Below are 20,436 nucleotides of genomic sequence, written 5' to 3' on the forward strand. Positions count from 1 at the left end.
TATTCACCTCTCTGTTTTATCCTCAATTTTTAACTCTATAAGATTCCCACTATAATTTTTAATACTATTTGTATCACACGCAGTTCCTAATGTTCCACCCATATATAATTCATTAATCTGCGGATTATATTTATATACGCTGAACAGAAACCAATAGTCTCTCTCTTCTCCTGCTTTTAATATTACATCTTTTGTTTTGTAACTTTCTTTTGGATATAATAATGTAGCCTCATCCTGTACAAGACACATAATTCCACTATCCCATAAATGACCATCATCCCTTTTTATTAAAAAAGTCTGCATGCTTGTTTTAAAATCCTTATCTCCATCATATTTCACATGAACCTTAATCCACAGAAAATCCTCTCTTTCTCCTCTCACTCTTCCCGTTGTATATGATTTCAATTCTTTCCCCAAAATCAAGTCTGCTGAATCTTTATTCATTATCTCATATGCATAATTTAAATCCTTTGTTATTACTGCCTCTGTAACCGAATATTCATATGCTCCCATTGAGAATTCTTCATTCATGCTTTTGTATTTTACTGTTCCTTCTTTATAATCAACTGCCGGATCTGTTATTCCCGTTACTGTCTCCCAGTCTGTGAATGTCGGCTTTTCTTCGCTGTATGCCTGTGTCTCGGTCTTTCCGTCTGTATCTGTTTCATATTCATACTTGCTTACATATGTTTTACTCTCTTCTATCTGCTTTGCATCCTCTACAGTCTGCGTTGTGCAGCCACACAACGCCACTGTAAGGAACAAGCAAGGTACTATCTTTTTTCTTCTCATTACTTATACCCCGCATTTTCTTTACTCTTTTTATGTGTAATATCTTACAGACCTGATTATATAATAACCACACCTGTAAACCACTTTCAACCGCAATGTCGTAAACGACAAATATATGGCGTGAACGACATATTTTTTTAGTATAGTATTAAAAAAAGACCGCATTGCGGTCTTTTTTGCTATTACTACCACCTGATTGTGCAATAAAACATTTCACCCTCTTCGTAGTAATCACATATTCCTTTATTCTTTTTCATTAGATTTCTTATAATCTGCGTTCCTAAACCATGTGAAGCTTTATCAGCTTTAACAGTCTGAAGCTCCTCATTATTATCAAGAACTGACTTCGACACAAAGTTTCCTATACGGAATACACATTCTTCTCCATTCCAGAATGAACTTATCTCAATCTCTCTGTATTCATTCTCTCTTAGCTCCGCTTCTATGGCATTATCGATTAAATTACCTATTACTGTACATAAATCATTATCCTTCATCTGCTTAATTTTTTTATTAATGCTGGAAGATACGATGATTTTTTCTGACTTTGCATACTGAATTTTATTATTAATAATTGTATTAAAAAGCAGATTGTCTGTATGTATATAATCCTGTGTACTCTCAAGATTCATTCCGTACATCTTCAAGAATTGTTCAGCTTCATCATATTTTTTTGACTTTATCAGTTCTGTAAGTGTCTGTAACTGATTCTTCATATCATGCTTAATCACTCTGATCTGCTTATCCATAGCCTGGACATTCTTCAGGTAATCTTCTCCAAGATTGATTTTATTACGAAGACGGTCTGCCTCTTTCTCATTATAATTTTCTTCATAGAGCCTTACTGATATGCTATAAAATATGTAAGCCAGCATCAGCTGTAACAATCCTGCCAGAAGCAGATATTTTTTATATTCCTGACCAATATAACCTGACAGCCATACAAGCATTGCATATACTGCTATCGTAATAATAATATACAGAAATACTTTCATCCTGTCTGCTGCTGTAAAACATCCTCTTCTTATAGATAAAAATGTCTCAAGTACAACCATTGTGACAATATATACAAGCATTAGAATAATAACATCTGACTGTGATGGTATATTTGTATAAGCTTTCACAACCGTATAATATATAGCTGTAATACTTATAGTAACTATAACCGCAATAACGTATGCTGTAATTCTGTTAATCCTTTTAGCCAGTAATTCTGATACTTTTTTTAAAAATATGACACCTATTATAACAAGTATAAAATACTGCAGAATGGTTATAGAATTATATATATTTAACATGATTATAATGTACGATAATACAGTACTAACCCTTTCTCAAATATATCTTTATAATTGCGTCCAAGCCTGATAGTCTCACCTGTAACAAGTAACACCTCACCTGTAGAACTATTAATCTTTTTTACAAAACGATAATTAACAAGATACTTTTTGTGTGCACGGTTAATGAAATAATTCTTTAATTCATTTTCCAGTTCTGTCATACTTTTTCTTATAACATAATTATCATCGGTTGTGAATATTGTAATATAATGATCCTGACTTACAGCATATATTATATTAGCTGTATCTATAGCCACCAGACCATCCTTACTTTCAACCATTATTTTCTTTTCATGATTTTCCCTGTCAATAATTTTATTAACAACTCTTTTTACAGATATCTCATATCGTGACTTTCTGATAAAATAAAAAGGCATATAATCAAAAGAATCATATACTGTTTCTTCATGTGAAGTCACAAAAACTATAAGAATTTTCGAATTACTTTTTGCTATCTGCTCTGCAATCTGAAATCCGTCCATAGGCTCCATATTGATATCCAATAAAACCACCCTGTATGAATTATCCGCTTCAATGCTTGATAACAGCCTGACACCATCTTCATAATAATCAATAGTAACATCCTGCCATCCTTTGTTACTAAATTCATGTAACATTGAATTTTTAATATTCTGAGCCATTAAATTATCATCATCACATATTGCTATATTATATCCCATATTATATAAAACTCTCTTCTACATATTACATTAAGAGACATGAATTATTTGCTCATATTCTTAACTTCTTCAAACTTATCCATAACTTCCTTAGATGGCTTTCCTGTAGCAAGACTTACAACAATAATAACTAATGTTGCGAAGATAAATGCTGGTAAAAGCTCATATACAGCAAATATTCCTCCAAGCTTTGCAATTCCGAATTTCCATATAAATATCATTGCTCCACCTGCAATCATGCCCGATATAATTCCATACTTATTGGCTCTCTTCCAGAAAAGTGAGCATAGAACTACAGGACCGAATGCTGCACCGAAACCTGCCCATGCAAATGAAACAATCTTAAATACTGAGCTTGTAGGATCAAGTGCAAAGAATATTGATATAACTGATATAACAACAACTGTAAGTCTTGCAACAAGCATTGATGTCTTCTTAGACATATTAATATGTAACACCTCAACCGCAAGGTTCTGTGATATAGCAGATGAAGCTGCAAGAAGCTGTGAATCTGCTGTTGACATGGTTGCTGCAAGAATACCTGCAAGGATAATTCCTGCTATAAATGCTGCTACAGGGTTAAATGTTGAAAGATAATGTGATATCTTAACAATAATTGTCTCTGATTCTGAACCTGTAAGGGTATCAATAATACCATTCTTTGAAAGTGTAAGTCCTATTACACCGATTCCAGTTGCAACAATAAGTGATATGAATACCCATACAGTAGCAATTCTTCTTGAAATCTTTAACTTGTTCTCATCTTCAATAGCCATGAATCTTAAAAGGATATGTGGCATACCGAAGTATCCGAGTCCCCATGCAAGTGTTGAAACAATCTTAAAGAATCCATAGTCTCCAGATGTATTAGTCTCTGCAATATGTGTATGGAACATATCAAGATATCCAGGAAGTGCCTTGGCATTATCAAGTACAGCTCCCATTCCTCCAGCCTGCACAATTCCGAATATTACAACGACAGCAAGTGCGAATGTCATAATAATACTCTGTACAAGATCTGATGTACTTGCTGCAAGGAATCCACCCATTGTGCAGTAAAGTACAATAACAACAGCACTGACAATCATTGCTGCATGATAATCAAAACCTAAAAGACTGTTAAACAGCTTTCCGCAGGCAGCAAAGCCTGATGCTGTGTATGGTATAAAGAATATTACAATAAGTGCTGCTGATATTAATGTAATTACATGCTTGTCATCCCCGAATCTCTTAGAAAAATAATCAGGAAGTGTTATTGCCTGATAACCATGTGAATATAATCTTATCTTCTTGGCAACAATAAGCCAGTTAAGGTATGTACCAAGTGCAAGACCAATTGCTGTCCATGTTGCGTCAGCAAGACCTGTAAGGTATGCCAGTCCCGGAACACCCATAAGCAGGTAACTGCTCATGTCTGACGCTTCTGCACTCATTGCAGTAACAACAGGTCCTAACTTTCTTCCACCAAGATAGAAGTCTCCTACATCACTGTTCTTCTTAGAACAGATTACTCCTATCCATACCACCATTCCGAGGTAAAGTATAATTGCTGCTAAAATAATAATGTTTGACATAAAAAATCCCTTTTCCTTTCATAAATACGCGAATGTACCTATTATAGCATACATTCGGCTTTATAAAAAGCGAAAAGGGATTAAATTATTGCATATAACTACTGTGTTGTGCTCTGACTTGCTGCACTATGAACCTCTGATTGTGTTGTTTGTTGCATTGAAGACTGTTGTGTTGCAGACTGTGTTACAGTTTCTGTAACCCGCTGTGTCTCCTCATGTCTTGAAACTGTCTCTGCCTGTGTTTCCGTCGGCTTAGTGGTTTCACTTATACTCTGCTGGATAGGACTGCTATCTTTTAAATCATCTGTAGGATCTCTATATGCGTTATCAGCTATTCTGTTTATTTCTTCAACATTAATAGCTGAACTGATATCAAAATCCTCAACTATCTCAACAGTTGTCTTAGCACCACAGTTTTCATATATCCACTTGGCATTGGCACATGTCATAAGAATAGAACCGTCTGATACATTCTGTCCAATAGCATTGTATGACTTTGGATTAAGATTATTATCACTCTGACTGTAATAAGTTGCCGTACTAAGATACTCAGCATTATCAAGTCTTGAAGAGTATCTGACATAATATATATCTGTAATCTTACGCCATAGAGATTTCTCTGATATAGCCGTCTTGGCAGGGGCTACTTTAGGTCCGAGAGCCACCTTGAATGCCTTGACCGGAATTGTAAATTCATTATTGTCATCAAGCTGATAGACAACAAGTGTATGCTTAGCTATGCTTATTCTGATATAATATGACTGGTTCTTTGCAATTGTCTGTGTCTGTGTATCCGTCTCTGATGAATCAGTTTCACCAGTGGTCTCTTCCTGTGATACATTATCAGCATTCTTATTGCTGTTATGCATACTTATAACAGTTCTTAACACAAACAGCAGTCCAAGAACCATTACAACAAGTATAACAAGGTATACGATTGAATTAGTTCCCTTAAACCATCTCTTAATATCAAACTTCTTTGTTCTCTTATAGCCATTAAAATTCATAACTTACCAACCGTGTATATATTAAAAGTGAATTAAATATCTTTGCCCATGTTCTTCTCTTTTAATTCAATAAACTTAAGTATCATATCAATTGCACCATCTATTCCTACAAGTCCACTGTCTATACAGAGATTGTAGCTCTTAGCTTCTCCCCACTTCTTGCTTGAGTAGTAATTGTAATAGCTTGCTCTTCTCTTATCCGTCTTCTGAATAAGATCTGCAGCCTTAGAATCATTAAGTTCATAGATTCTCTTAATTCTCTGTACTCTCTCATCAAGACTTGCCTTGATAAATACACTTACTGCATATGGATTATCTTCCAATGCATAATCAGCACATCTTCCTACAATAACACATGATTCTCTCTCTGCAAGTTTCTTGATAGCATCAAACTGTGCAAGGAAAACCTTGTGATTAATAGGCATATCCACATATGAATTAGTATATCCCAGTGAATATGTATCCATTACAAGAGAATAAAGGAAACTGTTAGTAGGCTTCTCGTCCTGAGATGCGAAAAGTTCTTCACAAAGTCCACTCTCCTTAGCTGCAAGTTCAAGCAGTTCCTTGTCGTAGCACTTTATTCCCAGCTTCTCTGCCAGTTTCATGCCTATCTCATGTCCACCGCTTCCAAATTCTCGTCCGATAGTAATAACTGTTCTCTCATCCATAGTTCCTACCTCCTGGTTTCAATTGTATACGAAATACTTTAGATATATTATACATTATTTCTGTGGTAAAATCTACATATTAAGCATAATTAAATTAATCTTTAATAATTATTAATTACTCTTCATAATGGTCTATATGCAAGAGTATCTCTGTAAGAAATTCTGCTATCTTAGTTCCAGCCTTATTAGATATCACACTGTATCTGCTCGGGGTAACACAAGCCAGTCTGATATTAGAAAAACCTCTTGCACCAAACATATAATTCTTACTAAAATTCTTAGATTTAAGTGCCTTCTCAACATCAGGAAGCACCTGGTTTCTTGTGATTATTATAAATGATATATGTGTATACATATGATTCTTAGCCGGCAGCTTTCCGTCACCTCTTACAAAATGCGGTTCAATCTTATTGACAGCAAAATCATATAAATCATCAAGCTCTTTCATGCCAAGCGTATCACAATTAATGAAAAACAGATGCTCATAGCATTTTGAGTCCCATAACTTGGCATCATCTGTTGTAGAAAATCTGTCTTTCTTATTATAGCTGTAAGCATATATAACAAACTTTCTACCTTCAAACCAGTAATTATGGTATATATCAAATGTATCTGAAATACTGTTCAATATTATATCTATAAATTCCCTGCGTCTCAATTGCTACCTCCATTTCTTAAATCCTTAAGCAGCTTCTCAAAATATCCGGGCAATGGTGCTTTGAACTCCATATATTCACCTGTTGACGGGTGTATAAATCCAAGAACACCCGCATGTAATGTCTGTCCCTGCAGTTTATATCCACTCCTGGCATGACAATACACATCATCTCCAAGTATTGGATGTCCTATACTTGCCATATGTACTCTTATCTGATGAGTTCTGCCTGTCTCTAACTGACACTCTATAAAACTGTATTTGTCAAAATTCTCAAGTACACGGTAATGTGTAACAGCATGTTTCCCATTCTTTCTATCAACCGCCATCATCTTGCGGTCCTTTGGATTACGCCCTATAGGCGCATCCACCGTGCCTTCTTCCTCTTTAAAGCGGTTATGTACAATGCAATAATACTTTCTTGTTATTGAATGGACAGCAAGCTGTGCAGCAATATCATTATGTGCCTTGTCATTCTTACATGCAACAATAACACCCGTGGTATTCATATCTATTCTGTGTACTATTCCAGGACGCATAACGCCGTTAATTCCTGACAGATTATCCCTGCAGTGATACATAAGTGCATTGACAACTGTTCCTGTGTAATGTCCTGCAGCCGGATGTACAACCATTCCCTTCGGTTTATCTATCAGTATTACATCATCATCTTCATATATTATATTCAGAGGTATGTTTTCCGGAAGTATCTGTGGCACAATAAGTTCAGGAATTGTTATTGTGATATGTTCCGTTCCATTAAGCTTATAATTGGACTTGACACATTTGTCATCAACCGTAATATCTCCATCATCTAACAGCTTCTGTATGCGTGACCTTGACACATCTTCTAACTCCTGCGACAGATATTTATCTATTCTTGTCCCCTTATCCTCTGGTTCAGCAATTAAATTCTGCACTGAATCACTCATTATTATCACCCTTCTTCGATAACTTTAAGAATCCGAAATCATCTTCTTTGTAGACAAAAAGAATAAGAATTATAAGCAGAGCAACTGAAACAGTAACATAGCAGTCTGCCACATTGAATACCGGAAAATTAATAAGCTTGAAATATATAAAATCCCTTACGTATCCGAATCTTACCCTGTCAATAAAGTTTCCTACTGCACCAGATACAAGTAATGTACATGTTATAAGAAGTGGCATATACTTTCTTGTTGCAGGAAGATTAATAATTACATAAGTTACTATAATCATAACTATAACTGTAAACACAAGAAACAGATTAATCTTACCGCTTAACATGCCCCATGCTGCACCTGAATTTCTAAGATAAGAAAAAACAAAAGCATCGCCTATTATCTTAAAATCCGGTTTTCCTAAAAGACTCGCTTCTGCAAGTGCTTTGGTAATCTGGTCTAATTCAGTCAGAACAACAATTCCTATAATATAAAATAACAAATTAAATATTTTCTTTTTATTATTCACTTTCGACCTCCGTTATTAAACATTTATCTTATAACACCTTCAAGTGCTCTTCTCATCTGGTCATCAGTTATATCTCTGTCAATATAAGCATCTCCGACTGACTTAAGAAGAATGAACTTAACCTTGCCGGCATCCATCTTCTTGTCATTCTTAGATACCGCAACAACATCATCAATCTTAATTCCTGTGACATGGTCAGGGAATTCATATAATGCAAATGTTTTAAGAGCATCATCTCTTTCCTCTGCAGTTATAGTTCCAAGCTCGACACATATATTGAGTGCTGCTATCATTCCAAGCACAACACACTCTCCATGATAAAGTGAGAAGTTCATCTCTTTTTCAATGGCATGTCCTAATGTATGTCCAAAATTAAGCAGTGCTCTTTCACCCTTTTCCCTAGGGTCATTCTCAACAACCTCTCTCTTGATGTTACAGCTCACATATATCATATGTTCAAGTGCATCTGAATCTAGTGCCTTAATTCTGTCTGCATTGTCCTTAAGCCAGTTGTAATATTCCCTGTCTTTAATAAGACCATGCTTAATAATCTCACCAAATCCAGAATTAAAAAGTCTCTTACTGAGTGACTTAAGCACAGACATGTTCATATATACAAGCTTTGGCTGATGGAATGCTCCAACCATATTCTTATATGCCCTGAAATCAACGCCTGTCTTGCCGCCAATACTTGAATCAACCTGTGCAAGAAGTGACGTAGGAACCTGTATGAATTTAATTCCTCTAAGATATGTTGCCGCAGAAAATCCTGTAAGGTCGCCAACAACTCCTCCGCCAAGTGCTACAAGGCAGTCATTCCTGTCAAAATGATTCTCTATAAGATATTCATATACATCCTGTACTGTGTCAAGAGTCTTATTCTCTTCTCCTGCTGCAAATGTATACACATATACTGCATTGCCTGTTTTTTCAAGTTCATTCTTTACCTGTTCTGCATATAAAGGACCTACATTGCTGTCTGTCACAATACATAACTTTCTCCCTGTTATTTCAAGCTTATTAAAGGCTTCTGAAAGTCCCCCGAATCCACTTTCAATCACAATATCGTATGCTGGTTTTCCTTCGCACTTTACATTAATACACTTCATAACATTCTCCCTTATTCTTATACTTAAACAGCCACCCATTATATGTGGGTGGCTGTGAAGATCAATTAAAATCTGTTTTCATTCTTGTTAAATGATGAAAGATCAATTCCTCCTGTTACTATCTCAGGAATATCACCCGAAATATCTACATTAGGTGGAGTCACCAGGAAAATATAATTAGTTATCTTCTGAAGGTTACCCCTTATTGCATATGTAGAACCAGCAGAATAATCTATTATTCTCTGTGCTATCTCAACATGGATTCCTTCAAGGTTAAGCACAACTGCCTTACCTGTAAGAAGTGTATCAGTTATCTCCTTAGCATCTTCCATAGATTCTGGTCTTATTACAACAACTTCAAGTCCTCTTGCAGACTGTGTCTTCATAGGAACAACCTTAGACTTCGAAGCGAATCTTGGCTTCTCTGCTGTATATGAAACTTCTTCATCAGCTACTGAATCTTTCTTGGATGAACCAGTAAAAAGTCTCTTTCTTGCAGAAGGCTTATCATCTTCATAATCTTCATCAAAATCATCATCATAATCTTCGTAATCATCATCAAAATCGTCATCATCATGCATCTTAAACATATTAGTTAAACCATCTAACATTCCCATTATAAACACTCTCCTATATCTGATAATCTGACTTTCTTTAGTATCCCCAAAACATATTAATGTGAATAGTCCCTGGCTCCAAATATTGCTGTTCCCACTCTGACATGAGTTGCTCCTTCTTCCACCGCAACTGTATAGTCGTTAGTCATGCCCATGGACAAAACATTCATGTATACATTATCTATGTTTTTGTTATTTATGTCAACCAGTAATTGCTTTAATTCTCTAAAATACTTTCTGTTATCTTCTGGATTTTCAACGAATGGTGCACTTGTCATGAATCCTCTTATCCTGATTCCCGGAAGCACTGCTATTTTCTTTACAAATTCTTCCGCTTCATCACATGTTACACCGAACTTGTTCTCTTCTCCTGCAACATTTACTTCAATAAGAATATCCTGTACAAGGCCTTTCTTTACTGCATCATCACTTATTGCAACAGCAAGTCTTTCTGAATCAACTGAATGAATCAATGCAGCTCGTCCTACAACATATTTTACCTTGTTTCTCTGCAGATGTCCTATCATATGCCATGTTATATCCTTAGGAAGTGTATCTGTCTTGTCCACCATCTCCTGAACATAATTCTCTCCAAACTGTCTTATTCCACAGTCATATACTTCCATAAGCATCTCCTTGGGCTTAGTCTTGCTTACTGCAACAAGACACACATCTTCTGGATTTCTTCCTGATTTCTCACATGCTTTCTTAATATGCTCTTCTACTTCAATAAGATTATCCTTTAACATAATGCCTCCTGAATGTAATTAATCTGATATACATAAGCATTTAATATATCATCTCATTCTCTGAATACTTGTCTGCATCTAGAATTATTCTGTCATATATTGACACACCATGGCTAAGTGACTGTTTAACAATATAGTATTCATTATTACCATCAATTATTTCTACAAGCTTAAAGACCGTATATCCTGTATTAACACAATAAATACCTTTAAGTTTTTCTACAGGGCCAACTACAAATCTGTCATTAGAATCCATTTTTATAATGGCTGTTCCCGCCGAAAGCTCTGTCTTTTTAATATATATTGATTCATCATTTGATTTATAGATATCAACTGACTTAAATACCTGATTCCGCTTTCCTTCTGAGTCACTTTCCTCTACAAGAAATCCATAATTGCCCTTTTCTCCATTAGTTATAAGATATTCCTTTGGTATCTTATAAAACTCATTCTCTGTAACTGCAGACACAGGAACCTTTATTCCTGATTTTCCTGACACAATTATTTCAATGTCAAGAAATCTTTCTGTTGCATATCTAATCATGTACTTTGATAAAGTAATCTCACCATATGAATTCTTTCCATCATTAACTATCTTAAAAGGAAATGTTCCCATAACATTGTCTTTTGTAAATTTGATTGATATTGTATCTTTACCGGATAACGAATACTTATCAATATCCGACTGTGTAACCGGAAACATAAGTGTCCAGTTCTCACTCGTAATAAGCTTATACGCCGGGTCCGACGCTGCAATCAATTTTTCAGCTTTAAGATTCTGCTTATCATATGCAGTTTTTTTAAAATCTACATTTCCAATTGTATCTTCTGTTATTCCCTCGTATCCATCAATTGAATACACAACTATTCCCGGTTTATCTGATTTCACAGTCTTGAAAAGATCCTGGCTTCCTGTACTTGAAACAATCGAATCAAGATTAGCCATGATATTCTCATTAATAGACTGAAGAACTGTTGCATTAAGATCAGACTTAAGATCATATACTGCACTGAAATCATTATCACCATATTCCGTCTTATAATTAGTAAGTGTATTCTTTATAACTGTCAGATTCTCATCAGACAGTTTATTACCATCTCCGGAAGTATACTGAGCAAGAATCTCTGACACTCTTCCTGTCTCATCAACCGTATACACTGTATCATCGGTCATAACCCTTGTTCCCTCTCGCTGATAATAGTTAATATCACCGGAATATGAAGAATTATAGACTTCTTCCTTTCTTAAGGCAACCGCTGTAAATGAAGCATTATTCATTAGTGAACCCACTTCAACTTCATATGTCTGTACCTTTGCTTTTGAAACATATATAACTATAAAGCACACAATATATACCAGCACTATTCCAAATATAATTGCTGCTGCTTTCGGCTTTCTTCTGTATCTGACTACTTTCTTTCCCGCCATGATAAACCTCATTATTTCCGCACTTTATCTGTGCTGATTCACAAACACTGTAATTGTAGCATTTTAGACAGTCTGATACAAGGTTTAAAGTCGTCAAGTTTACACTTTTTCTCAATAAAATCCATATTTTACCAGTATGATTTATCTTACATTTTCCATACTAATTTCAAAACCAAATCCGCTATTTTAAGGAGGCATTTTATGAATTCTAAACCTATAGACTACATTGCTCTTACAATTGCCATTGTAGGAACTCTTAACTGGGGACTTATCGGTTTCCTCAACTTTAATCTTGTGCATTTTATCTTCAGATCAGTTATGATTGACCGTATAATCTACGCACTTGTAGGTCTTTCCGGCTTATATCTTTTAAGTACTTACGGAAGAATCAAGGCACTTGGCGAAGATATGTAGCAAAACAGGCTGCCAGTTAACCGGCAGCCTGTTTTTATTATTATTGTCTTGCTTTCATTATTCTGTCAAGAAGTGCGTCAGCAACCTCTTCCTTACTCATCATAGGAAGCTCCTCGACTGCATCTTTAGTAATAACAGTAACCACATTGGTATCTGTTCCAAATCCGGCTCCTGCCACTTTGACATTATTAGCCACTATCATATCAAGATTCTTCTTTGTAAGCTTCACCTTGGAATTGTCAAGCATATGCTCTGTTTCCATTGAGAATCCGCACAGGAACAATCCATCTCTTTTACTGCTTCCAAGTGTGCCGATTATATCTTTAGTCCGCTCAAGAGGAATTGACATATCACCATCTTTTTTCTTAATCTTTTCATCGCTTACATCAGACGGTCTGTAATCTGCAACTGCTGCTGCCTTGATTATTATATCTGCGTCTTTAGCACTCTTAATTACTGCATTATACATATCCTCTGCTGAAACAATATCCACCATCTTAACAAATGGCACCGGCTCAAGGCTTACTTTTCCTGATATAAGTGTTACATCCGCTCCACGAAGCATTGCCATCTTAGCAATTGCATATCCCATTTTTCCAGTGGAATTATTAGATAAGAATCTTACAGGGTCTAACTTCTCTCTTGTAGGTCCTGCAGTAACTGTAAGCTTAATTCCGGTCATATCCTTATCTTTAGCTATTGTCCTTAAGATGTAATTAAGAAGAACCTGCTCCGACGGCATCTTTCCCGCACCTGTATCTCCACACGCAAGATATCCGCTGTCAGGCTGGATAATTTCATATCCATAATGCTCTAATTTCTTAAGATTATCCTGTACTATAGGATTAGTAAACATATTAGTGTTCATCGCAGGTGATATAAGCTTTGGACATTTGCATGCCATAATTGTTGTAGTCAGCATATCGTCTGCTATCCCATTTGCAATCTTTCCTATTACATCTGCCGAAGCAGGTGCTACAAGGAATATATCAGCCAGCTTTGCAAGGCTGACATGCTCAACATTAAACTGGAAGTTTCTGTCAAATGTATCAACTAAGCACTTATTTCCTGTAAGTGTCTCAAATGTTATCGGATTAATAAAATTGCATGCATTCTCAGTCATTATAACATGCACATTGGCATGCTTCTTTACAAGCATACTTGCAAGATTAGCAATCTTATATGCTGCTATACTGCCTGTTACTCCAAGAACAACTGTCTTTCCCTTAAGCATATTATCTCCTCCCGCCTATTCAGCCACTTTCTAGACATTTTTATCATAAATGTATTTCAGACCTCTTATAAGAAGTGCAGGGTCAGTCTCAATTCTATTCCTGCAGAATGGAATTATAACCTTGCTAAGCCCCCCTGTTGCCACAAGCTTTGCAGCAGGCTTTCCGTTCTTTCCGAATCCGCAGCAATCTATTATTCTGTCTATAATTCCGTCTATACTTCCTGCATGTCCGTATATAAGACCACTCTTCATACAGTCAACCGTGTTCTTTCCAACCGGTCCTTTTGGTGCATCAAAGCTGATTCTTGGAAGCTGCGCAGTTCTTGATGAAAGTGAATTCATTGAAACGCCTGCTCCCGGAAGGATTGCACCACCTATATAATTACCATTCTCATCAACTGTGCTTATAGTAGTAGCTGTGCCTATATCAACTATAATAACAGGTGCACCATAATCATGTGTCGCTGCAACTGCATCAACTATTAAGTCACTTCCCACCTGCTTCGGCTGGTCCATAAGAATGTTAAGTCCAGTCTTTACTCCGGGTCCTACAACCAGAGGCTCTATATCTACAACCTTTTCAACAGCAGCTTTAATAACATTAACAAGCTGTGGAACAACTGACGATATAATTGCACCATTGATATCCTCTGATTTTATATTATAAATTTCAAGAACATTCTTAAAGCTGATGGCATACTCCAGCTCTGTCTTTGAAAGGTCTGTACTCAGCCTTTCCTCAAATATTACTTTATCATCATCAACACAGCCAATAACTATATTAGTATTGCCCATATCTATAGCTAATATTGTTCCTTTAGTATTCTTTCTTGACATTAATTACACCTCGCTAATATAGTAACCCCGTCACAGATAAGCTTATCAGCCATACATTCATATATGTCATTAACAGGATTATCCTTAAACTCATCAGCGGCTATTGCCACTCTTATATAGTTCTTTGTATATCCTGTATAATATGACCTGCCATCTATTTCTGTCAATTCTTCTATAAGAACTTCTAGCCTTTTTCCGATATACATCTTTCTGTATTCAAGTGACTGTGCCTTCTCTAACGCAAGCAGAACTGCACTTCTTTCTGACTTAACAGTGTCTGCTACCTGTTCCTTCATCTTGTCAGCAACAGTACCCTTTCTTCTTGAATATTTGAATATATGCATTTCATAAAAATGTACTTTCTCAAGGAACTTGCGTGTCTCAAGGAAATCTTCCTCTGTCTCGCCCGGAAATCCCACGATTACGTCAGTAGTTATTGCCGGATTCTCAAACACTTCTCTTAACTTTACGCAGCCCTCATAATACTCTTCTGTATTATATTTTCTGTTCATTGCCTTTAATGTCTTGTCGCATCCACTCTGTAATGATAAGTGAAAATGTGGACATATCTTTTCTAAGCCGGCAATCCTTTTTGCAAATTCTTCTGTAATTATTCTTGGTTCAAGTGACCCTAAACGTATTCTTTTAATTCCTTCAATCTCATGGATTGCCTCTATAAGTTCTATAAGACTTATATTCTCAAGGTCTGTTCCATAAGATGATATATGAATTCCTGTAAGAACAACCTCCTTAACACCTGTAGCTGCAAGCGTCTTAACCTCATTTACTATATCTTCAGGCTTACGGCTTCTTACCCTGCCTCTTACGTATGGTATTATGCAGTAAGAACAGAACTGGTTGCATCCGTCCTGAATCTTGATATACGCTCTTGTATGTTCCCCTGTCTGGTTAATCTTAAGCGATTCATACTCCTGATACTTGTCATTAATATCAACAAGATAGCTTGTTTTATCCGCACCGCCAAAATAATCATTTAATGCTTCAACAATACTTATCTTCATATTATTACCAAGAATGATATCAACACATTCATCCTTTTTAACTCCGTCAGGGTCTGCCTGCACATAACAGCCAGCAGCAACAACAACCGCCTCCGGATTCATCTTCTTTGCCTTATGCAGCATCTGTCTTGATTTTCTGTCAGCAATATTAGTTACTGAACATGTATTAATTATATATATATCAGCCTGAACATCTTCACTGAAAGGCACTATCTCATACCCCTCATCCCTAAGCATTATCTCCATTGATTCTGCCTCATAGGAATTAACCTTACAGCCCAGACTGTGTATAGCAACTTTTTTCAATTTAATCCTCATTTCCTGTTAATTTTTGTTACATTTCTTTATTGACATAGGTTTAACAAATAGATATTATAGTTTATAGAAAAACATTTAAGGAGGTATTCTAATGAAAACTGTAAAGATTTCATTAAATTCAATCGACAAAGTAAAATCTTTTGTCAACGATATCACTAAATTCGATGTTGACTTTGATCTTGTTTCTGGCAGATATGTAATTGATGCCAAGTCTATAATGGGTATATTCAGTCTTGATCTTTCTAAGCCAATTGACTTGAACATTCATGCAGACAATGATATTGATACAATCCTTGCCGTATTAAAGCCATACATCGTTGAGTAATGATGTGTAAGCACATATAAACCGCTTTATCTGTTACAGATAAAGCGGTTTTATTTTATTCAATTACGATTTTTTCTGTTGTCTCAATTGCTGTCTTGTAAAGCTCCTCAATAACTCCGTCAAGGTTAGTCTCATGCTGCTTGATAATATTAAGATTAGGCTTGGTTACAGGGTGCTTTGCAACGAATATTGTACAGCAGTCCTCAAATGGCTGTATTGATGTCTCATATGAGCCAATCTTTTCTGATATATCAATAATCTCCTGCTTGTCAAAACCGATAACCGGTCTGAATACAGGCATTGTACACACTTCGTTAGTACAGTAAAGACTTGCCATTGTCTGGCTTGCAACCTGTCCGATACTCTCTCCTGTAACAAGTCCCTGACATCCGCTTGATTTTCCTAAATCTTCAGCAATCTTCATCATATATCTTCTCATAATGATTGTAAGCTCATCATGTGGACATTTCTCATATATAGCCATCTGGATATCTGTGAAATTAACAACATTAAGTGTAATAGGGCCTGAATACTTAGATACAATCTTTGCAAGGTCAATTACCTTCTGCTTTGCTCTTTCACTTGTATATGGAGGAGCATGGAAGTATGTTGCTTCAATCTGTACACCTCTTTTGGCAACCATATATCCTGCAACAGGGCTGTCAATACCACCTGATAATAAAAGCATAGCCTTTCCTGCTGTTCCGATTGGCATTCCGCCAGGACCCGGAACCTCGATAGAGTAAATATTGATTACATCTCCTCTGATTTCTACCTGTAAAAGAACCTCAGGCTTATGCACGTCAACCTTCATCTCTGGGAATGCATCAAGAATTCTTCCACCAAGTTCCATATTAATCTCCATTGAGTTCATTGGATAATTCTTTCTTGTTCTTCTTGCATTAACCTTGAATGTAAGATTCTTATTCTTATATGCCTTATCAAGATAATTGATAACCTGATTAGCAAGGTCATCAAAACCGTTATCTTCAATCTGAACTACAGGACAGATTCCAACTATACCAAATACTCTTGTAAGGCTCTCAATTACCTCATCATAATCATAGTCCGCAAGTGCATTAACATAGATTCTTCCATCTGCTCTTCTTACATCAAATTCTCCCTCAACATCTTTAAGTGAGAACTTAATCTGTCTTACAAGGGCGTCCTCAAAGATGAATCTGTTCTTTCCTTTAACGCCTATTTCTCCATACTTTATCAAAAATGCTTTATACATCGTTTTCCGCCTTTCCTTTGCATATCAAGATTTGTGCAAAGCACAAATCTTGTGTGTGAAAATCTATTTTCACACAATTATCGTCTTGTGTACTTCCTAAGCATTGGAAGCAGCTGTTTAAGTGTTTCTATTGTGTATTCAAGTTCTTCCTTTGTTGTCTCATAGCAGAAGCTGAACCGAAGTGTAGAATCAAGCAGCTCCTTATCAAGTCCGATTGCAACAAGTGTGTTGCTCAGTCCCGGCTTGTTAGATGAGCATGCTGAACCTGATGATACATAGATTCCTTTATCTTCAAGTGAATGAAGAAGCACTTCTGCCCTTACTCCCTTAAAGCTTGCACTTACAATCTGTGGTGCTGAATCCGTACCCTTCTTGCTGTTTACCTGCACATCAGGAAGCTTTTCAAGCTCATCTATGAAGTAATCCTTTAACTCATACAAATGTGCTATCTTGCTTTCAAAGTCATTATTATATATAAGCTTTACGGCAGTTGCAAGTCCTGCTATAGCCGGAACATTTTCAGTTCCTGAACGCATGCCCTTCTGCTGTCCTCCACCATATATAATAGGCTTGATTCTTGTCTTATCATTAATGAATAAGAATCCGCTCCCCTTAGGTCCGTGAATCTTATGTCCACTGACTGATAACAGATCAATTCCAAGCTTCTTAGGATATATCTTATATTTACCATAAGCCTGAATCGCATCAACATGATATACAATATCAGGATTATAATCTTTAATTATATGTCCGATTTCTTCAATCGGTTCAACTGCACCAATTTCATTATTAACATACATTACTGAAACAAGTATTGTCTCATCATCAAGTGCATCCTTTAGAGCCTCTATATCAACTATTCCGTCTTTATCAACTGGAAGATATGTTATTCTGAAGCCTTCTTTTTCAAGGAAATTGAATGGCTCTTTAACTGATGAATGTTCTACAGATGATACTATGCAGTGCATTCCTTTTCTTTTATTAGCCATTGCTGTTCCGATTATTGCCATGTTATTAGATTCTGTTCCACCAGAAGTAAAGAGTATCTCCTTATCCTGACACTTAAGAGTCTTTGCTATTACCTCTTTAGCTTCACGGATATATTTCTCTGCATCAACGCCCTTCATATGCTTTGATGATGGATTACCATAATCTTCTGACATAACCTTTACTGCTGTTTCTACTACCTCTGCTGCACATTTCGTTGTAGCAGAATTATCAAGATATGCTTCCATATTGCCTCTTTTCCGCTTATTCTTCCATATTATACATAAGCACTGACAACAGCATCATTCCCGCTGTCTCAGTTCTTAATATTCTCTTACCTAGTGTGATTATCTCACAGCCTGCATTTACAGCTTCGTCAAGCTCTGACCTGTCGAATCCGCCCTCAGGGCCTATGAATATACCAACAGATTCTCCATGTCCGATTTCTTCAATCACTTTTCTGGTCTTTTCCATGCCTTCTGCGCACTCATATGGCAGTAAAAGCTTATCTAGCTTTCCCGCATACTCAAGTGCCTGCTTAAATGTCATAACTTCTGTCACTTCAGGCTGGATACTTCTCTTGCTTTGCTTGGCTGCACTTAATGCAATACCATTCCAGCGTTCAACCTTAGCTTTAGCTTTCTTCGCATCTAGTTTTACAACGCTTCTCTTCATTGCTACAGGAACAACACTGTATGCTCCGAGTTCTACAGCCTTCTGTATTATAAGCTCCATTTTGTCAGCCTTAGGCAGTCCCTGAAACAGGATTATTCTTGAAGGCAGTTCTTTTCCCTGCTCGTCCTTGCTTAGTATATCTGCCCTTATATATTCATCTGACATAGAAGCAATGCTGCATTCATAATCAACATTATCTCCGCTGCTTATAAGAAGCTTGTCGCCTTCTTTGAATCTTAATACATTCTTAATATGATTAACATCACTTCCAACTATATCTATATATGAATCATGGATATTCTCATGCTCTGCAAAAAAATGATACATACACTACTTCCTTCTTGCTGTGATATTAACCCACTCGCCATCATGGTTAATCTCAACTATCTCTAACTCAGGATTCTTCTTAAATGCCTCTGCCACCTCATTTTCCTTAGTATCTATAATACCGGAAGTAATAAAGTAAGCGCCGTGCTTCATATGCTCATGTATGCATGTAGAAAGCGGCTCTAATACGTCTGCAAGGATATTGGCACACACAATGTCGTAGCACTCATAGCCACAGGCATCTTTAACAGCTTTATCATCAATGATATTACCCTCAATAACCTCAAGCTGCTTCTTATCTATATTGTTCTGCTCTGCATTTTCCTCTGATGCAATAATTGCATTAGGGTCGAGGTCTGTACCAAATGCATGCTTTGCACCATATTTTAATGCAACTACTGAAAGTATACCGCTTCCACAGCCGACATCTAACACCTCATCACCATCTTTAACATACTTCTGAAGCTGCTTTATAACCATTCTTGTAGTCTCATGCGAACCTGTTCCGAAAGCTGTTCCCGGGTCAATGCTAAGTACAGCATGCCCCTTCATCTCCTCTGTCTCCGGCTCCCATGTAGGCTTAATGAATAAGTCTCCTATTGTAAATGTATGCCAGTACTGCTTCCAGTTATTAATCCAGTCCTTATCCTCTGTCTCTGATTCTGTGATTGTACCCTCACCAATATCAATAAACATTCTTAAATCTTCAAGTTCTGCCTTAACCTTTTCAAGCATTGAGCCATCATCTTCTTCACTGTCAATGTAGAAATTAACCTTAGCTCTGCCATCATCAGGTGGAAGGTCAGGAATGAAATCTACAAACATTGACTTAGCCTCTTCCTTAGTAAGCTGTACATTATCCTCAATTTCGATACCTTCAATTCCTATATCATTAAGCGCGCTGCTTATCATATCAACTGCATCTGTAGTTGTCTGGATTGAATATTTATTCCACTTCATATTATTGTCCTTTCGTTAACACAAA

General features: G+C 36.4%; 22 protein-coding genes. 2 read left to right on the top strand and 20 right to left on the bottom strand.

Annotated elements, in window-relative coordinates:
• Positions 1-3: 3 nt before the first annotated feature.
• The 13 genes from EUBELI_RS05530 to EUBELI_RS05590 all read right to left on the bottom strand — a co-directional run bounded on the left by EUBELI_RS05530 (position 4) and on the right by EUBELI_RS05590 (position 12,075).
• Positions 4-792 carry a hypothetical protein gene (locus EUBELI_RS05530; RefSeq protein ID WP_012739377.1) on the bottom strand — a complete coding sequence of 263 codons (789 nt, stop codon included), beginning with the start codon at positions 790-792 and terminating at the stop codon, positions 4-6.
• A 185-nt stretch (positions 793-977) separates the two neighbouring features.
• Positions 978-2,090, bottom strand: coding sequence for a sensor histidine kinase (locus tag EUBELI_RS05535; protein ID WP_012739378.1), 1,113 nt, complete (start codon positions 2,088-2,090; stop codon positions 978-980).
• A 2-nt stretch (positions 2,091-2,092) separates the two neighbouring features.
• Positions 2,093-2,812: a LytR/AlgR family response regulator transcription factor gene (locus EUBELI_RS05540; RefSeq protein ID WP_012739379.1), complete on the bottom strand. Its 720-nt coding sequence runs from the start codon at positions 2,810-2,812 to the stop codon at positions 2,093-2,095.
• 44 nt (positions 2,813-2,856) lie between these two features.
• Positions 2,857-4,386 (bottom strand): sodium/proline symporter, encoded by a 1,530-nt coding sequence (locus EUBELI_RS05545; RefSeq protein ID WP_012739380.1) that lies wholly within the window; start codon positions 4,384-4,386, stop codon positions 2,857-2,859.
• A gap of 98 nt (positions 4,387-4,484) precedes the next feature.
• On the bottom strand, positions 4,485-5,393 hold the full coding sequence (locus EUBELI_RS05550; protein WP_012739381.1) for a L,D-transpeptidase: 909 nt from the start codon (positions 5,391-5,393) through the stop codon (positions 4,485-4,487).
• 32 nt (positions 5,394-5,425) lie between these two features.
• A complete protein-coding gene (locus tag EUBELI_RS05555) occupies positions 5,426-6,064 on the bottom strand; it encodes a cytidylate kinase-like family protein (protein ID WP_012739382.1) in 639 nt (212 codons plus the stop codon).
• Between the two features lie 115 nt (positions 6,065-6,179).
• The gene (locus EUBELI_RS13595; RefSeq protein ID WP_012739383.1) at positions 6,180-6,722 is read right to left on the bottom strand and encodes a hypothetical protein; all 543 of its coding nucleotides are present in this window, start codon (positions 6,720-6,722) and stop codon (positions 6,180-6,182) included.
• On the bottom strand, positions 6,719-7,651 hold the full coding sequence (locus EUBELI_RS05565; RefSeq protein ID WP_012739384.1) for an RluA family pseudouridine synthase: 933 nt from the start codon (positions 7,649-7,651) through the stop codon (positions 6,719-6,721). The genes EUBELI_RS13595 and EUBELI_RS05565 overlap by 4 nt, the downstream gene beginning before the upstream one ends.
• Positions 7,644-8,171 carry a signal peptidase II gene (lspA, locus tag EUBELI_RS05570; RefSeq protein ID WP_012739385.1) on the bottom strand — a complete coding sequence of 176 codons (528 nt, stop codon included), beginning with the start codon at positions 8,169-8,171 and terminating at the stop codon, positions 7,644-7,646. Before lspA ends, EUBELI_RS05565 begins: the two co-directional genes overlap by 8 nt.
• Positions 8,172-8,194: 23 nt before the next feature.
• Positions 8,195-9,280 carry a 3-dehydroquinate synthase gene (gene aroB, locus EUBELI_RS05575; RefSeq protein WP_041688112.1) on the bottom strand — a complete coding sequence of 362 codons (1,086 nt, stop codon included), beginning with the start codon at positions 9,278-9,280 and terminating at the stop codon, positions 8,195-8,197.
• A gap of 65 nt (positions 9,281-9,345) precedes the next feature.
• On the bottom strand, positions 9,346-9,897 hold the full coding sequence (locus EUBELI_RS05580; RefSeq protein ID WP_012739387.1) for a cell division protein SepF: 552 nt from the start codon (positions 9,895-9,897) through the stop codon (positions 9,346-9,348).
• 56 nt (positions 9,898-9,953) lie between these two features.
• A complete protein-coding gene (locus EUBELI_RS05585; protein ID WP_012739388.1) occupies positions 9,954-10,646 on the bottom strand; it encodes a YggS family pyridoxal phosphate-dependent enzyme in 693 nt (230 codons plus the stop codon).
• Between the two features lie 40 nt (positions 10,647-10,686).
• Positions 10,687-12,075, bottom strand: coding sequence for an HlyD family efflux transporter periplasmic adaptor subunit (locus tag EUBELI_RS05590; RefSeq protein ID WP_041688114.1), 1,389 nt, complete (start codon positions 12,073-12,075; stop codon positions 10,687-10,689).
• A 201-nt stretch (positions 12,076-12,276) separates the two neighbouring features.
• On the opposite strand from EUBELI_RS05590, the gene EUBELI_RS05595 reads away from it, so the two are divergent.
• The gene (locus tag EUBELI_RS05595; protein WP_012739390.1) at positions 12,277-12,489 is read left to right on the top strand and encodes a DUF378 domain-containing protein; all 213 of its coding nucleotides are present in this window, start codon (positions 12,277-12,279) and stop codon (positions 12,487-12,489) included.
• Positions 12,490-12,529: 40 nt separating this feature from the next.
• Here the strand turns inward: EUBELI_RS05595 and coaBC are convergent, their stop codons facing one another.
• The 3 genes from coaBC to mtaB are packed head-to-tail and all read right to left on the bottom strand — an operon-like array spanning position 12,530 to position 15,888.
• Entirely contained in the window at positions 12,530-13,723 is a 1,194-nt protein-coding gene (gene coaBC / locus EUBELI_RS05600; RefSeq protein ID WP_012739391.1) for a bifunctional phosphopantothenoylcysteine decarboxylase/phosphopantothenate--cysteine ligase CoaBC, read from the bottom strand.
• Positions 13,724-13,753: 30 nt separating this feature from the next.
• Positions 13,754-14,560 carry a type III pantothenate kinase gene (locus EUBELI_RS05605; protein ID WP_012739392.1) on the bottom strand — a complete coding sequence of 269 codons (807 nt, stop codon included), beginning with the start codon at positions 14,558-14,560 and terminating at the stop codon, positions 13,754-13,756.
• Complete coding sequence (gene mtaB / locus EUBELI_RS05610; RefSeq protein ID WP_081458292.1) at positions 14,560-15,888, bottom strand: tRNA (N(6)-L-threonylcarbamoyladenosine(37)-C(2))-methylthiotransferase MtaB; 1,329 nt, start codon at positions 15,886-15,888, stop codon at positions 14,560-14,562. The genes EUBELI_RS05605 and mtaB overlap by 1 nt, the downstream gene beginning before the upstream one ends.
• A 103-nt stretch (positions 15,889-15,991) precedes the next feature.
• On the opposite strand from mtaB, the gene EUBELI_RS05615 reads away from it, so the two are divergent.
• Positions 15,992-16,225 carry an HPr family phosphocarrier protein gene (locus EUBELI_RS05615; RefSeq protein ID WP_012739394.1) on the top strand — a complete coding sequence of 78 codons (234 nt, stop codon included), beginning with the start codon at positions 15,992-15,994 and terminating at the stop codon, positions 16,223-16,225.
• A 55-nt stretch (positions 16,226-16,280) separates the two neighbouring features.
• Here EUBELI_RS05615 and thiI read toward each other — a convergent pair whose 3' ends face one another.
• The 4 genes from thiI to prmA form a co-directional block, all read right to left on the bottom strand.
• On the bottom strand, positions 16,281-17,462 hold the full coding sequence (gene thiI / locus EUBELI_RS05620) for a tRNA uracil 4-sulfurtransferase ThiI (RefSeq protein ID WP_012739395.1): 1,182 nt from the start codon (positions 17,460-17,462) through the stop codon (positions 16,281-16,283).
• Between the two features lie 77 nt (positions 17,463-17,539).
• A complete protein-coding gene (locus EUBELI_RS05625) occupies positions 17,540-18,697 on the bottom strand; it encodes a cysteine desulfurase family protein (RefSeq protein WP_012739396.1) in 1,158 nt (385 codons plus the stop codon).
• Positions 18,698-18,713: 16 nt separating this feature from the next.
• Positions 18,714-19,451, bottom strand: a complete 738-nt coding sequence (locus EUBELI_RS05630) for a 16S rRNA (uracil(1498)-N(3))-methyltransferase (protein WP_012739397.1) — start codon at positions 19,449-19,451, stop codon at positions 18,714-18,716.
• Between the two features lie 3 nt (positions 19,452-19,454).
• The gene (prmA, locus tag EUBELI_RS05635) at positions 19,455-20,411 is read right to left on the bottom strand and encodes a 50S ribosomal protein L11 methyltransferase (RefSeq protein WP_012739398.1); all 957 of its coding nucleotides are present in this window, start codon (positions 20,409-20,411) and stop codon (positions 19,455-19,457) included.
• Positions 20,412-20,436 lie beyond the last annotated feature (25 nt).

It is taken from the genome of [Eubacterium] eligens ATCC 27750, from assembly GCF_000146185.1.
Taxonomy (GTDB): Bacteria; Bacillota; Clostridia; order Lachnospirales; family Lachnospiraceae; genus Lachnospira; species Lachnospira eligens.